12 protein-coding genes and 2 pseudogenes are annotated in these 13,601 nt (G+C 72.0%); 4 read left to right on the top strand and 10 right to left on the bottom strand.

All coding sequences use genetic code 11. The features are described 5' to 3' along the window. The first annotated feature begins 177 nt into the window (after positions 1-177). Entirely contained in the window at positions 178-1,527 is a 1,350-nt protein-coding gene (locus tag ACZ56U_RS20915; RefSeq protein ID WP_469085494.1) for a DUF2252 domain-containing protein, read from the top strand. A gap of 75 nt (positions 1,528-1,602) precedes the next feature. On the opposite strand, the pseudogene ACZ56U_RS20910 reads toward ACZ56U_RS20915, so the two are convergent. After that, a pseudogene (locus tag ACZ56U_RS20910) lies at positions 1,603-3,207 on the bottom strand (alpha/beta fold hydrolase). Between the two features lie 188 nt (positions 3,208-3,395). Between ACZ56U_RS20910 and ACZ56U_RS20905 the strand changes: the two are divergent. After that, complete coding sequence (locus ACZ56U_RS20905) at positions 3,396-3,680, top strand: hypothetical protein (RefSeq protein ID WP_469085493.1); 285 nt, start codon at positions 3,396-3,398, stop codon at positions 3,678-3,680. Positions 3,681-3,759: 79 nt separating this feature from the next. Here ACZ56U_RS20905 and pspAB read toward each other — a convergent pair whose 3' ends face one another. The 4 genes and pseudogenes from pspAB to glnA all read right to left on the bottom strand — a co-directional run bounded on the left by pspAB (position 3,760) and on the right by glnA (position 6,498). After that, the gene (pspAB, locus tag ACZ56U_RS20900; protein WP_469085492.1) at positions 3,760-4,344 is read right to left on the bottom strand and encodes a PspA-associated protein PspAB; all 585 of its coding nucleotides are present in this window, start codon (positions 4,342-4,344) and stop codon (positions 3,760-3,762) included. Positions 4,345-4,478: 134 nt separating this feature from the next. After that, positions 4,479-4,586, bottom strand: a pseudogene (locus ACZ56U_RS20895) (zinc metalloprotease HtpX); the annotation flags it as partial. Positions 4,587-4,718: 132 nt separating this feature from the next. Continuing rightward, positions 4,719-4,976, bottom strand: a complete 258-nt coding sequence (locus ACZ56U_RS20890; RefSeq protein ID WP_469085491.1) for an SCO2583/SCO2584 N-terminal domain-containing protein — start codon at positions 4,974-4,976, stop codon at positions 4,719-4,721. A gap of 112 nt (positions 4,977-5,088) precedes the next feature. Further along, positions 5,089-6,498: a type I glutamate--ammonia ligase gene (glnA, locus tag ACZ56U_RS20885; protein ID WP_391229755.1), complete on the bottom strand. Its 1,410-nt coding sequence runs from the start codon at positions 6,496-6,498 to the stop codon at positions 5,089-5,091. A 199-nt stretch (positions 6,499-6,697) separates the two neighbouring features. On the opposite strand from glnA, the gene ACZ56U_RS20880 reads away from it, so the two are divergent. After that, positions 6,698-7,165: an RDD family protein gene (locus tag ACZ56U_RS20880; protein WP_391229756.1), complete on the top strand. Its 468-nt coding sequence runs from the start codon at positions 6,698-6,700 to the stop codon at positions 7,163-7,165. Positions 7,166-7,246: 81 nt separating this feature from the next. On the opposite strand, the gene ACZ56U_RS20875 is transcribed toward ACZ56U_RS20880, so the two are convergent. From ACZ56U_RS20875 to lipB, 4 genes are all read right to left on the bottom strand, one after another. Continuing rightward, on the bottom strand, positions 7,247-7,930 hold the full coding sequence (locus ACZ56U_RS20875; RefSeq protein ID WP_469085490.1) for a DUF4191 domain-containing protein: 684 nt from the start codon (positions 7,928-7,930) through the stop codon (positions 7,247-7,249). 60 nt (positions 7,931-7,990) lie between these two features. Continuing rightward, the gene (locus tag ACZ56U_RS20870; protein ID WP_469085828.1) at positions 7,991-8,191 is read right to left on the bottom strand and encodes an SCO2195 family GlnR-regulated protein; all 201 of its coding nucleotides are present in this window, start codon (positions 8,189-8,191) and stop codon (positions 7,991-7,993) included. A gap of 253 nt (positions 8,192-8,444) precedes the next feature. After that, positions 8,445-9,410 carry a lipoyl synthase gene (lipA, locus tag ACZ56U_RS20865; protein ID WP_391229761.1) on the bottom strand — a complete coding sequence of 322 codons (966 nt, stop codon included), beginning with the start codon at positions 9,408-9,410 and terminating at the stop codon, positions 8,445-8,447. Positions 9,411-9,591: 181 nt separating this feature from the next. After that, positions 9,592-10,389: a lipoyl(octanoyl) transferase LipB gene (gene lipB, locus ACZ56U_RS20860; RefSeq protein ID WP_469085489.1), complete on the bottom strand. Its 798-nt coding sequence runs from the start codon at positions 10,387-10,389 to the stop codon at positions 9,592-9,594. 217 nt (positions 10,390-10,606) lie between these two features. On the opposite strand from lipB, the gene ACZ56U_RS20855 reads away from it, so the two are divergent. Next, positions 10,607-12,040, top strand: a complete 1,434-nt coding sequence (locus ACZ56U_RS20855; protein WP_469085488.1) for a regulator — start codon at positions 10,607-10,609, stop codon at positions 12,038-12,040. A 77-nt stretch (positions 12,041-12,117) separates the two neighbouring features. Here ACZ56U_RS20855 and ACZ56U_RS20850 read toward each other — a convergent pair whose 3' ends face one another. Next, positions 12,118-13,470: an NAD(P)/FAD-dependent oxidoreductase gene (locus tag ACZ56U_RS20850; protein ID WP_469085487.1), complete on the bottom strand. Its 1,353-nt coding sequence runs from the start codon at positions 13,468-13,470 to the stop codon at positions 12,118-12,120. Positions 13,471-13,601: the final 131 nt, after the last annotated feature.

The raw sequence follows: 13,601 nt of genomic DNA, 5'->3' as shown, positions 1-13,601 counted from the left end.
TGGGGGCATCCTCCCCGACGGCACTGACAACCGGGGGCGCCACCGCGGTGCCGTCCGCAGGGCCCGGACCGTCACCCGATCGCCGTACCCCGGCATGCGCGACCCCCCGACCCGGGCTTCCCTGCGATCAGGAGCGGTGGCGGATCAGGGAGGCACGATGTGCGGGCAGGGTGGGGGATGACCACCCCCGGTACCCCCGAGGAGCGCGCAGCCCGTGGCCGCGCGGCCCGCAAGCGGGTCGCCCGTTCCGCGCACGCCGCCTGGATCCCGCCCGTCGACCGCCAGGACCCCGTCGCCGTGCTGGAGCGGCAGGGCAGGGACCGGCTGCCGGAGCTGCTGCCCATCCGCTACGGCCGGATGAGCGCCTCCCCGTTCGCCTTCCTGCGCGGCGCCGCCGCCGTGATGGCGGCCGACCTCGCCACCCAGCCGCACACCGGACTGACCGTCCAGCTGTGCGGTGACGCGCATCTGCTCAACTTCGGGCTCTACGCCTCCCCCGAGCGCTCCCTGCTCTTCGACCTCAACGACTTCGACGAGACGTTCCCCGGCCCGTTCGAGTGGGACGTCAAACGGCTCGCCGCGAGCGTCGTCGTGGCCGCCCGGGAGAACGGCCACAGCGAGACCAAGGCGCACCGCGCCGCCCTGGAGGCGACGGCCGCGTACCGCACCGCCGTCCACCGGCTCGCCGGGCTCGGCGAACTCGCCGTCTGGTACGAGCGCATCGACGCCGACAGCCTGCTGCCACTGGTCCGTTCCGCCCGGCACCGCGGGCGCGTGGAGGCGAGCCTGACCCGGGCCCGCCGCCGGACCAGCCTGCACGCCCTGGGCAAGCTGACGCAGGTCGTCGACGGCCACCGCCGCATCATCCACGACCCACCGCTGCTGGAACCCGCGGGCGCCCCGGACACGGCCGCGCTGCGCAAGATCTTCAGCGACTACCGCTCCACCCTCACCGAGGAGCGCCGCCTGCTGCTCGACCGCTACCGTTTCGTCGACGCGGCCCGCAAGGTCGTCGGCGTCGGCAGCGTCGGCACCCGCTGTTTCATCGTGCTGCTCACCGGACGGGACGCCGACGACCCGCTGTTCCTCCAGATCAAGGAGGCGCGCAAGTCCGTACTGGAGGAACACCTGCCGCACGGGCCGTACCTCCACCCCGGGCACCGGGTGGTGTCCGGGCAGCGGCTGCTCCAGGCGGCCGGCGACATCTTCCTGGGGTGGATGACCGGGCCGCAGGGACGGGCCTTCTACTGGCGCCAGCTGCGCGACATGAAGGGCTCGGCCGACGTCGCCGGCATGACCCCGGGCGAACTCACCGCGTACGCCCGCCTGTGCGGCACCGCCCTGGCCCGCGCCCACGCCCGCTCCGGGGACCGGATCGCCATCGCCGCCTATCTGGGCCACTCCGACACCTTCGACCACGCCGTCGCCGAGTTCGCCCGCGCCTACGCCGCCCGGACCGCCGACGACCACGCCCTGCTGGGCGCCGCGGTCGCGGCGGGCGTGGTGACGGCGACGCCGGGGGTGTGACGGCGCGACGTCGACGAGCCCCCCGCGCGGCGCCGAGCCGGCCGTCAGCAGCCCTCGCCACAGTCCCCGCAGCCGTCAGGCGTACCGCTCCAACAGCCCCTCCACATAAGCCTCCAGGCGCCCGCCCAGCACCTCCGGCGTCAGGTCGGTCCGGCCCAGCTCGCGCCACGGGCCCGCCAGCCTCGCCGCGTCGGGCGCGTAGGCGAGCGAGTCGAGCAGCCGCCAGTACAGGTGCTCCCGCCCGTCGGCGAGCCGGTGCCCGCCGTGGGCCTCGTACCGGTCCCGGAACGCCAGCCCGTGCTCGGGCCCGTGGAGCAGCGCCAGCGCCGTCGAACAGTGCGCGACATCCAGGTCGGCGGGGCCCCAGGAGGTCTCCACCCAGTCGACGACCCCGCTGACCCGCAGATCGTCGTCGTACAGCACGTTCCCGGGGTGGAAGTCCCGGTGCAGGAAGACCCCGTCGTACGGCGGCGGATCGCGCCGGATGACGTCCACGGCCCGCTCCCACAGCGCACCGCGCGGGGGCCGCACCCGCTCGGGGGAGGTCCACGCCTGGTAGGCGCGCGGCCGCTCCCTCGGTACGACCCCGTGGGTCCGCGCCAGTTGCGCCGCCAGCGGGTCCAGACGCCGCCCGAGGCCCTCCTCGTCGACCCGCACCCGCCCCGGCAGCCGGGTCATCAACAGGCCGGGACGGTCGGCGTGTTCGCCGGTCGCGTCCACGGCGACCAGCTCCGGGGCCGGGATGCCGTCCTCCTCGGCGAGCAGGGTGAGGATCGCCGCCTCGCGGTTCAGCAGGCCCGGCGCATGGTGGCGGAAGAAGGGTTTCACGAAGGACCGCAGCACCAGCTCCGTGCCGTCGTCGAGGGTCAGGCCGCGCATCTGCGCGCTCCAACCTCCGGACAGGAAGCGGGTGGTGGCCACCGTACGGCCCGCCGGGAGCCGCTTGGCCAGCCAGGCGCGAGTCGCCGCTCAGCCCTCGGCCAGCAGGGCGTCGACGAACTCCCGCCGGTCCTCGGGGTGATCGCGGAGCCGGAGGCCCAGAAAGTGGTCGGCGTCGGGCAGTTCGAGGCGCGTGAACCGCGACCGCGCGGCCAGCGCGCCCTGCACCGCCTCCGTCACGGCGGCCGGGATCACCGCGTCCCGTCCCGGCACCACCAGCACCGCCCGCCCCTCGTACCCCCGCAGGCCGTCCAGCGCCGGCGAGTCGCGCCAACTGTCCGGCGTACGGAGGATCTCGCTGAACCGGCCCTCGCCGTCCCCGAACGGCAGCTCCCACGCCTCGGCCGCGTACACCCCGGGCGCGCACAGCCCGACCGCCGTCACGCGCTCCCCGTAGTGCCGTACGAGATCCGCCACCGTCTGCCCGCTCATGCTGAACCCGACCAGGATCAGCGGCCGGTCCGCGGGCACCCGGGCGTCGATCACCGCGACGGCCTGCTCGAAGCGGCGGCGCAGGCTCAACTCGCGCAGCTCGCCGGAGGATTCGCCGTGCCCGGAGAAGTCCAGGGCGAGCCCGCCGCGGCCACGGGAGACGAACTCCTCGAGCAGCGGGAGCAGCCGCTCCTTGCTGCCGTTGCCCGCTCCGTGCAGCAGAACGGCGGTGGCCTGGCGTTGTCCGCCGCCGCCGTACACCCCGCTGAGCCGTTCCCCGCCGTGGTCGCACGTGAAGTTGGAGAGCATGCCGTCATTCGATCACGGCGGTGCCCGACCCTGGGGCGCGGGAAAAGGGGATGCACGCCGAGTAACCGGCTCCTTACGCTGGACACGCATAACGGAGTTGCTCCCTACCGCCTACCGCACGACCGGTTTCACCACGCGGACTCGGGGCTACTCTGCTGCTCACCCACACACGTACACGGAGGCCCGTGATGGGCACCATCGTCCTGGCCGGGGCCGCGGTCCTGGTCGTCCTAGGTTTCGGAAACAGCGTCTACTGGCTCGCCGCCGCCGCGGTGCTCTTCCTCTACATGCAGTACGGCAGGGGCCCGTCCTCGCCGTCCTCGTCGCGCGGCGGTTCCTCGTCCGGGGTCGTGCCCGGCGACTACCGCGCGTACCGCGACCGCCGGGACAAGCAGGCCAAGTGGGAGCGCCGGTACCGCCGGGAGCGCCCCTTCGAGTCCCGCCGCCAGGAGCGCGAGAAGAAGGGGCGGTGAGTCCCGCCGGGGTGGTGAGCCCCGCCAGGATGGTGAGTCCCGCCTGGGTGGTGAGCCCCGCCGGGGTGGCCCTCGGTCCTCACAGGCCGGGGGCGCCCCACACCGGGAACCAGCGGCTCAGATCCTGCTCGATCCGCAGTTCGCCCCCGAGGGCCGCCCTGACCCGCAGTTCCAGCGCGTTGTCGCGTCGCTGCCCCGCCCCGGGCAGCGGCGCGAAGGGGAACCAGGTGCCGCGCCTGTAGAGGTGGACCAGCGCGAGCGCCCGGCCCTCGGTGTCGCCGAAGCCCGCCAGCGAGCACAGCAGTTGGGGGCCGAAGCCGTTGACCTCCATCGAGGCGTTCACGGCGTGCAGGTCGTCGACCAGCAGCGGCAGCTCGTCGGGGGTGCGCTCGGACACCAGCCAGGAGTAGCCGTACGCGTCGCGCCGCAGCTGCACCGGCGGACCGTCGCGGTCGGTGTCCGCGTCGAGGAGCGCCTGCACCTCGCGGTGCGTCTGCTCGAACGCGGCACCCCCGACCGTCGCGAAGCACACCGCGCCGCTGCCGGTCGGGACGAACCCCGTGGCCGCCTCCAGGGCCACCGTCGCGGGCGCCAGCGCGAAGAGCTGGTCGAGATCGGGCGCGACCGGCCTGGTCCGCCCGAGCAGGATGTCCAGCAGCCCCATGTCTTCTCAGTCCGCCTTTCCCAGGGCCGCGGGCTCGCCCCACCCGGTCGAGATCCGGCCCAGTTGATCCAGTCGCCGGTCCAGGCCCGGGTGGCCGGCCAGTACGGCGCGCCCAGCATCCCCGCGGCGACTCACCCGACGTACAGCCGTCCGGGCAGGAAGAGCGCGACCGCCATCCGCACGGTCAGCCGCCGATCGCTCCGCAGACGGCTCCGGATCCGCATCACCCCGCGGTCAGGCACTCGCCCCACCGCCAGTGTGCACGCGGCCCCACCATGAAGCGGTCGCGATCACCTCTAGGCCCAGCAAAGGTTCGGGCCGCCGGATCACCGGTGCCGGCGGCCCGTGCCGCCGCGCCCGCGTCCAACCCGTGTCTAGTACGGCGCCCGGAAGTTCGCGTACCCCAGCAGCACGATGACCGCGGCCACGCAGCCGAAGACGAAGGCCGTCGACGTCCAGGGCGACCGAGGCCGGCGCACCCGCTCCGGGTCCGCGCGGAACGGCTGGGCGGGCGGCGGGTTGTCCTTCCAGCGCGCGGCGAGCATCCGGGCCCGCGCCGACGGCTCCTTGTGCTCGGCACCGTCGGCCCACCTGATGTCGAACTCCCGCTCGGAGTCGTCCTGTTCGGTCATCCCCACAACCCCCCGATCGCACGTCTGTTCCCGAAACCATACGACGGCGCCCCCGCCCTGAGAAGCCAGGACGGGGGCGCCGGGACAGCCGGGAGAACCGGCCGCGGTCCGATCACACGTCGAAGTACAGCTCGAACTCGTGCGGGTGCGGACGCAGCTGGAGCGGGGCGATCTCGTTCGTCCGCTTGAAGTCGATCCACGTCTCGATCAGGTCCGGGGTGAACACGTCGCCCTGGAGCAGGAACTCGTGGTCGGCCTCGAGGGAGTCGAGGACGGCCGGCAGCGAGGTCGGGACCTGGGCGACGTTCGCGTGCTCCTCGGGAGCCAGCTCGTACAGGTCCTTGTCGATCGGCTCGGCCGGCTCGATCTTGTTCTTGATGCCGTCGAGGCCCGCGAGCAGCAGGGCCGAGAAGGCCAGGTACGGGTTGCCGGAGGAGTCGGGCGCGCGGAACTCGACGCGCTTGGCCTTCGGGTTGGAGCCCGTGATCGGGATACGCATGGCCGCGGAGCGGTTGCGCTGCGAGTACACCAGGTTGATCGGCGCCTCGAAGCCCGGGACCAGACGGTGGTAGGAGTTCACCGTCGGGTTGGTGAAGGCCAGCAGCGAGGGGGCGTGCTTGAGGATGCCGCCGATGTAGTAGCGGGCGGTGTCCGACAGGCCCGCGTAGCCGGCCTCGTCGTAGAACAGCGGGTCGCCGTTGCTCCACAGCGACTGGTGGACGTGCATGCCCGAGCCGTTGTCACCGAAGATCGGCTTCGGCATGAAGGTCGCGGTCTTGCCGTTCTTCCAGGCCACGTTCTTCACGATGTACTTGAAGAGCTGGAGGTCGTCGGCCGCGGCGAGCAGCGTGTTGAACTTGTAGTTGATCTCGGCCTGGCCGGCGGTGCCCACCTCGTGGTGCTGGCGCTCGACCTGGAGACCGGAGGCGGCCAGCTGCAGGGAGATCTCGGCACGCAGGTCGGCGAAGTGGTCGACCGGCGGGGTCGGGAAGTAGCCGCCCTTGTAGCGGACCTTGTAACCACGGTTGTTCTCGACCGCACCGGTGTTCCAGGCGCCGGCCTCGGAGTCGATGTGGTAGAAGCTCTCGTTCGCCGAGGTCGAGAAGCGGACCGAGTCGAAGACGTAGAACTCCGCCTCGGGGCCGAAGTACGCGGTGTCGGCGATACCGGTCGAGGCGAGGTAGGCCTCGGCCTTCTTGGCCACGTTGCGCGGGTCACGGCTGTACTGCTCGCCGGTGATCGGGTCGTGGATGAAGAAGTTGATGTTGAGCGTCTTGTCGCGGCGGAAGGGGTCGACCCGGGCGGTCGACAGGTCCGCGCGCAGCGCCATGTCGGACTCGTGGATGGCCTGGAAGCCACGGATCGACGAGCCGTCGAACGCCAGCTCCTCGTCCGGGTCGAACGCCTCGACAGGCAGCGTGAAGTGCTGCATGACGCCCGGCAGGTCGCAGAAGCGGACGTCGACGAACTTGACGTCCTCGTCCGCGATGAACTTCTTGGCCTCGTCGGCGTTCTGGAACATCCAGCTCCTCCTACTCCCGACGATTCGATGCCGGGGTGGTAGTTCGTTCGTGCGGCCAGTGCGGTGGCACACGCTGCTCCCGACCCTAGGGACGGGTGGTTTCTCGGGCGTGACCCATTTGTTTCGCACAAGTTAACCGGACTCCGTTCGCCTCACCCCACCTGTCCGTATCCCGAAACGCGCACAGTACGGTGGACGGGTGGACAAGAGGGAAGCAATCGGATCGTGGCTCTCGGGGCCCCGCGCGGCCGCCGAGCAAGCCGGTGTGGACTTCGGTTACCGGGGGCAGCAGCTGGGCCTGCCGGAGGAGGGGCCGGGTTCCATCGCCCGGCCGGGGCGGCGGATCGGGGCGATCGTCGTGGACTGGGCGATGAGCGTGCTGATTGCATCCCAATTGATCACGCAGAGCTACACACAGACGACCTCGAACTGGGCGCTGCTGGTCTTCTTCGTGATGAGCGTGCTCACCGTCGGGACGATCGGCTTCACCCCGGGCAAACGCCTGTTCGGCCTACGCGTCGTCGACCTGGCGACCGGCCGCCCGAGCCCGCTGCGCGGCCTGCTGCGCAGCGCCCTGCTCTGTCTCGCCGTCCCGGCCCTGATCTGGGACCGCGACGGCCGCGGCCTGCACGACAGGCTGGCCCGCACGGTCGAGGTGCGGATCTAGGCCCTGTTCCAGGACCTGTCCTCGTATGGCGAAGGGGGCCCGGAGATCTCTCCGGGCCCCCTTCGCCATACGAGGAGTCGGTCAGCGCGCCTTCGGGCCGCCCTTGGGCATGGGGCCCTTCGGGAGCGGCATGTTCTTCATCAGGTCGCCCATCGCCCGCAGCCGGTCGTTGGTGGCGGTCACCTGCGGGCCGGTCAGCACCCGGGGCAGCTTCAGCATGGTGGTGCGCAGCTTCTTCAGCGGGATCTGGCCCTCGCCCGTGCCGACCATCAGGTCGTGCACCGGTACGTCCGCGACGATCCGGTTCATCTTCTTCTTCTCGGCGGCCAGCAGGCCCTTGGCCCGGTTCGGGTTGCCCTCGGCGACGAGCACGATGCCGGCCTTGCCGACGGCCCGGTGGACCACGTCCTGGCTGCGGTTCATCGCCACCGCGGGGGTCGTCGTCCAGCCCCGGCCGATGTTGTCCAGCACGGCCGCGGCGGCCCCCGGCTGGCCCTCCATCTGCCCGAAGGCGGCCCGCTCGGCCCGGCGTCCGAAGACGATCGCCGTCCCGAGGAAGGCGAGCAGAAGGCCCAGGATGCCCAGGTAGACCGGGTGGCCGATCAGGAAGCCGATCGCGAGAAAGACACCGAGGATGAGGATGAAGACGCCCGCGAGGACAAGGCCGATCGTCTTGTCGGCCTTGCGGGTCATCTTGTACGTCAGGGCGATCTGCTTCAGTCGCCCGGGGTTCGCGGCATCCGCCGCACTGTCACTTCTCGCCATGCCACGAAGTCTACGTGGCCCCTGGAGCGCCGACGACGGCAGTGCCCGGGGACAAACGCCTCAGGGACGGGCGAGGAGCGTCTGCTCCAGCACGCGCTGCGCCTCGACCCTGTCCTTGGCGCGGCGACGGTCCTCCAGGACGGACGTCCAGGCGTTGCGGCGGGCGGTGCGCTGGCCGCTGCTCATGAGCAGCGACTCGACGACACGGAGTGCATCGGTGAACGACGGGATCGCGGTGGCGCGGACGGGCGCGGCCTGCATGATGAGGTCCCCCTCGGGAAAAGGCACCTTGCGAGGGTGCACGGCCTGTACAAACAGGGTCACTGATTGGTGTTACCAGGGCGTGACCGGCCGGTCAAACGCACATGACGCCTCGATGCGCGGCCGGAGAACGCCGACGCGGCCCCGACACCGCCCCCAGCTGCGGGGACGTTCGGGGCCGCGACGATCGGCCACTACCGGGCGGTAGCTGCTTGTGCGCAGATTCACACGCGCCGGATGGCACTGCGTGCCATCAGACGGCCTGGGAGGCCACGTACGCGCCGCGCTTCTCGATGGCCATCTGGTACAGGCGGCCCGCGCGGTACGAGGACCGGACCAGGGGGCCCGACATCACACCGGAGAAGCCGATCTGGTCGGCCTCCTCCTTCAGCTCCACGAACTCCTGCGGCTTGACCCAGCGCTCCACGGGGTGGTGGCGCACGGAGGGCCGCAGATACTGCGTGATGGTGATGAGCTCGCAGCCGGCGTCGTGCAGCTGCTTCAGCGCCTCGCTGACCTCCTCGCGGGTCTCGCCCATGCCGAGGATCAGGTTGGACTTGGTCACCAGGCCGAAGTCACGGGCCTCGGTGATGACCTTCAGGGAGCGCTCGTAACGGAAGCCGGGGCGGATGCGCTTGAAGATCCGCGGCACCGTCTCGACGTTGTGCGCGAAGACCTCGGGGCGGGACTCGAAGACCTCCCGGAGCAGCTCCGGGACGGCGTTGAAGTCGGGAGCCAGCAGCTCGACCTTGGTTCGGCCGGCCTCGCGGCCCGCGGTCTGCTCGTGGATCTGGCGGACCGTCTCGGCGTACAGCCAGGCGCCGCCGTCCTCCAGGTCGTCGCGGGCGACGCCGGTGATGGTGGCGTAGTTCAGGTCCATGGTGACCACGGACTCACCCACCCGGCGCGGCTCGTCGCGGTCGAGGGCCTCGGGCTTGCCGGTGTCGATCTGGCAGAAGTCGCAGCGCCGGGTGCACTGGTCGCCGCCGATGAGGAAGGTCGCCTCGCGGTCCTCCCAGCACTCGTAGATGTTGGGACAGCCGGCTTCCTGGCAGACCGTGTGCAGGCCCTCGCTCTTGACGAGCTTCTGCATCGCGGTGTACTCGGGACCCATTTTCGCCCGCGTCTTGATCCACTCGGGCTTGCGCTCGATGGGGGTCTGGGCGTTCCGGACCTCCAGGCGCAGCATCTTGCGTCCGTCGGGTGTGACTGCGGACACATCGGCTCCCTGTAGCTTCGATTCTTCGGCGTACACCAGGGTACGCCCGTGTTTTGTAGGGCCCTACAGCTGAGGCCAACCGCAAGGCTCCGGGCACCATTCCCGACCCGGCAGAGGCGCGGGGAACTGCCCGACCGACCTCCGACCCGACCCCCACGGCCCGCAGGCGTCCACCGACCGATTACGCCGGAGTCTTCTCGATCTCCCGAGGCTTCAGATCGGCATTTTCGAGGACGTCCTTCAAGTGCCGCTCGACCACCGGCAGCACCTCGGAGATCGTCACGTCCCGCCCGAGTTCGTCCGCCAGGGACGCCACCCCCGCGTCCCGGATGCCGCACGGGATGATCCGGTCGAACCAGCGGTTGTCCGGGTTCACGTTCAGCGCGAAGCCGTGCATGGTGACGCCCTTGGCGACCCGGATGCCGATCGCGGCGATCTTGCGGTCCTCGCGGCGCTGGCCGGCGTTGGACGGCGCGTACTCGGGCCCGTTCAGCCGCGGGTCGAACTCCTCGTCGTGCAGCCGGGGGTCGAGGTCCAGCGAGAGTCCACCGAGCGCCGGACGCCGCTCGACCGGGTCGCCGAGGACCCATACGCCGCTGCGCCCCTCGACGCGCGAGGTCTCCACGCCGAACTCCGCGCAGGTGCGGATCAGCGCCTCCTCCAGGCGTCGTACGTGCGCCACGACGTCCACCGGGCGGGGGAGCTTCTGGATGGGGTAGCCCACCAGCTGGCCCGGGCCGTGCCAGGTGATCTTGCCGCCGCGGTCCACGTCGATGACCGGCGTCCCGTCCAGGGGCCGCTCGCTCTCCGCCGTGCGCCGACCGGCCGTGTACACCGGCGGGTGTTCGAGCAGCAGGACGGTGTCGGGGACCTCGTCCGCGAACCGCGCCGCGTGCACCCGGCGCTGCTCGTCCCACGCCTGCTGGTACTCGACGGCATCCGCACCGAATCCCATGCGGACGAACCGCAACTCACTCACGGCAAGCGCCTCCCTGGAGAGCTGTAAGGCACGCACTGTGCCTACGCCACTGTACGACCGAGCGTCGAGCGTCAGCCGTGCGGTCAATCCTCACACGATCGGATGAACGAACGTCGAAGTGTGCGATGCCCTGCTTACTCTCCGCTACATTCGCGCCGTCCTACAGAAGGCCAAAAGGGCTGCTCACCGGCAATCCGGGCAGGAGACACCACCGCAGATGACGGAACGACCCGCGCAGCGCACCCCCAACCGACAGCTCGCCGCGCTCATCGCAGAAGCGGGGTTCTCCAACGCGGGACTCGCCCGTCGCGTGGACCAGCTCGGACTGGAACACGGGCTTGATCTGAGATACGACAAGACATCGGTCACCCGGTGGCTGCGCGGCCAGCAGCCCCGCGGCACCACCCCCGCCCTCATCGCCGAGGTCTTCACCCGCCGGCTCGGCCGCCGCCTCAGCGCCCAGGACCTGGGACTGGACGCCTGTGCCCCGGTCTACGCGGGCCTGGAGTTCGCGGCCACCCCCGAGGAGGCCGTCGACATCGTCAGCGGGCTGTGGCGCAAGGACTCCGGCAGCCACGCCGAACTGCGCAAGATCGCCTTCACCCCGGCCGGACTCGTCGTGCCCAGCCGTGACTGGCTGATCGGCCGGGCCGACGAGAAGGTGGCCCGCGGCGAGCCACCGGTCCGCGTCCCCCTCCAGGGCCGCCCCGCGGTGCCCCGGCAGCGCGGCGCCGAACGCGCCCCCGGCCAGAAGGTCACCGGCGGCGACATCGCCGCCCTGCGCTCGGTCGGCGAGCTCTTCCGCTCCCTCGACAACATGTACGGCGGCGGCCACGCCCGCCAGGCCCTCGTGCGCTACCTGGAGCACGAGTGCGAGCCGATGCTGCGCGGCACCTACGGCGAGCAGACCGGCCGCCGGCTCTTCGCGGCCGCGGCCGACCTCACCCGGCTCGCCGGCTGGACCTCGTACGACATCGCGGCGCACGGGCTCGCGCAGCGGTACTTCGTGCAGTCGCTGCGGCTCGCGCAGGCGGCGGCGGACCGGGCGTACGGCAGTTACGTGCTGATCACGATGAGCCGCCAGGCGGTCTACCTCGGGCACGGGCGCGAGGCGGTGCAGTTGGCGCGGGTGGCCCAGCAGGGCGTCGGCACCAACGCCCCGCCGGTGGTGCAGGCGCTGCTGCACGCGGTCGAGGCGCGGGGCCACGGGGTGCTGGGGGAGGTGCGGGCCTGCACCGGGGCGCTGGTGCGGGCCGAGCGCGCGCTGGAGGCCGCCCGGCCCGGTGACGAGGTCCCCTACTGGGCGCGGTTCTTCGACGAGGCGCAGCTGGCGGACGAGTTCGGGCACGCGCACCGGGATCTGCAGCAGTTCCGTGCGGCCGCCCAGCACGCCGAGCGGTCCCTGCAGTTGCGGGCGCCCGCGTTCGCCCGGAGCCGGCTCTTCTGCCGGGTGGTGCTGGCCTCCGCCCGGCTGGGGCTGGGGGAGTTGGACCAGGCGTGCGCGTTGGGCGCGGAGGCGGCGGGGGCGGCCCTGGAGATGCGGTCGGTGCGGGCGATCGAGTATGTGCGCGACTTCGAGAAGCGGTTGGAGCCCTACAAGGACGCGGCACCGGTGCGGGGGTATCGCGACAAGGTCGCGGCCATGGGGTGAGGCGGTCGCCAGGGGCCGGGGGGACTGCGCGACACCGTCGTGGCTTGTCGCGCAGTTCCCCGCGCCCCTGGGTGGGTTCAGGCGGCCTGCGTGGTGGGCAGGGGTTCCGCCCGGTGCATCGGGATCGCCGAGCCCAGGTCCGTCAGGATCGCCGTCGACGCGCGGTGGCCCGAGTGCAGGGCGCCCTGGACCGTGCTGGTGTCGCGGTGGTCGCCGCACACGTAGAGGCCGGCCAGGAGCCGCACCGGGCGCCGCAGGTCGTGCGGTGCCCGCATGGCCGGTACCGCCTGCGGCGTGTGGTGGACGGCGAGGGTCTCCCAGCGGTCGGTGGGGGTGCCGTAGAGGCGGGCGAGGTGCATGCGGACGGCCGTGTCGACGTCCGGCGGGGGCGGGCCGAGGACCGTCGAGCTGACCAGGGCGCGGCCCGCCGGAGCGCGGCTCGGGTCCACGCGGCTCACGACCGCCGTGTGGGCCACCGGACCGCCCCGGTCCGCGTCGAGCAGCATCGACGCACCCGTCTGCGGGGGCTCGTCCGTCGTGTGGTGGACCACGGTCACCGGGTGGAAGTCCGGTACCCGCAGGCCCGGGAGCAGGTCCGCCGCCGTACGGGCATCGGTGGCCAGCAGGACCGCGCGGCAGCGGAACTCGCCGTGGTCCGCCGTGCTGACCGAGCTGGTCGACACCGACGTGACCCGGACCCCCGTGTGCACCGTCCCCGGCGGCAACGAGCGCGCCAGCAGCTCCGGCAGCGCCTCCGCGCCGCCCTCCGGCACACACAGCCGCCCGGCGGCGAAGGCGCGCAGCGCGAGGTCGGCACAGCGGCTGGACGTGGTCAGCTCCGGGTCGCACAGCAGCGCGGCGAGCAGCGGGCGCAGGAAGCCGTCGATCGTACGGGCGGGCAGACCGCGGGCGGCGAGGGCCTGACCTGCGGGCGACTCGGGGCGGGACAGCAGGCGTTCGACCGGGGTGTTCGCGATCCGGGTGAGCGCGGCACCGAGGCGGGCCTGGTCCACGGGACTGCCCAGCGGGCTGATCACGGTGGCCGTCGTCGGCCGGGGGGCGCTCGCCAGGGCGCGCACCGCGTGGAGTGCGCCCCGTGCGCCCCGTACGCTGCCGGCGCCGCCCGGGGCGTGGACGCGGTGGTGGCGCCCGTCGCTGTGCAGCAGGACACCCGGCGCGAACGGACGCAGGACGAGTCCGTCGAGCCCCGGCGTCATGTGTAGCTCCGGATACGCCGTGGACAGCAGCTGTCCGATCCGGTCGAGCCGGAAACCGTCGACCTTCTCCGTCGACATACGGCCGCCCACTCCATGGGTGGCCTCCAGCACCGCGGTCGTCACTCCCGCGCTGGTCAACCGATGCGCGGCGGAGAGCCCGGCAACCCCGGCTCCCACGATCACGACGTCCGCCTGGTACGTGGGCTCAAGCACGTGCCCCTCCTCGAGGTTGCGCGGCCGGTGGAGACGTCATGCCCCCAACTGGCTCCGGGGATACCCGAGTTCGGCTTGAGGTTAAGGCGGTGCCCGGTCAGGGACAGTCGCGCATCGACAGGGCACGGTCG

The sequence above is a fragment of the Streptomyces sp. NPDC034103 genome (assembly GCF_055575395.1).
The sequence above is the reverse complement of the archived record's forward strand: the minus strand, read 5'-3'. Positions and strand labels throughout refer to the sequence as shown.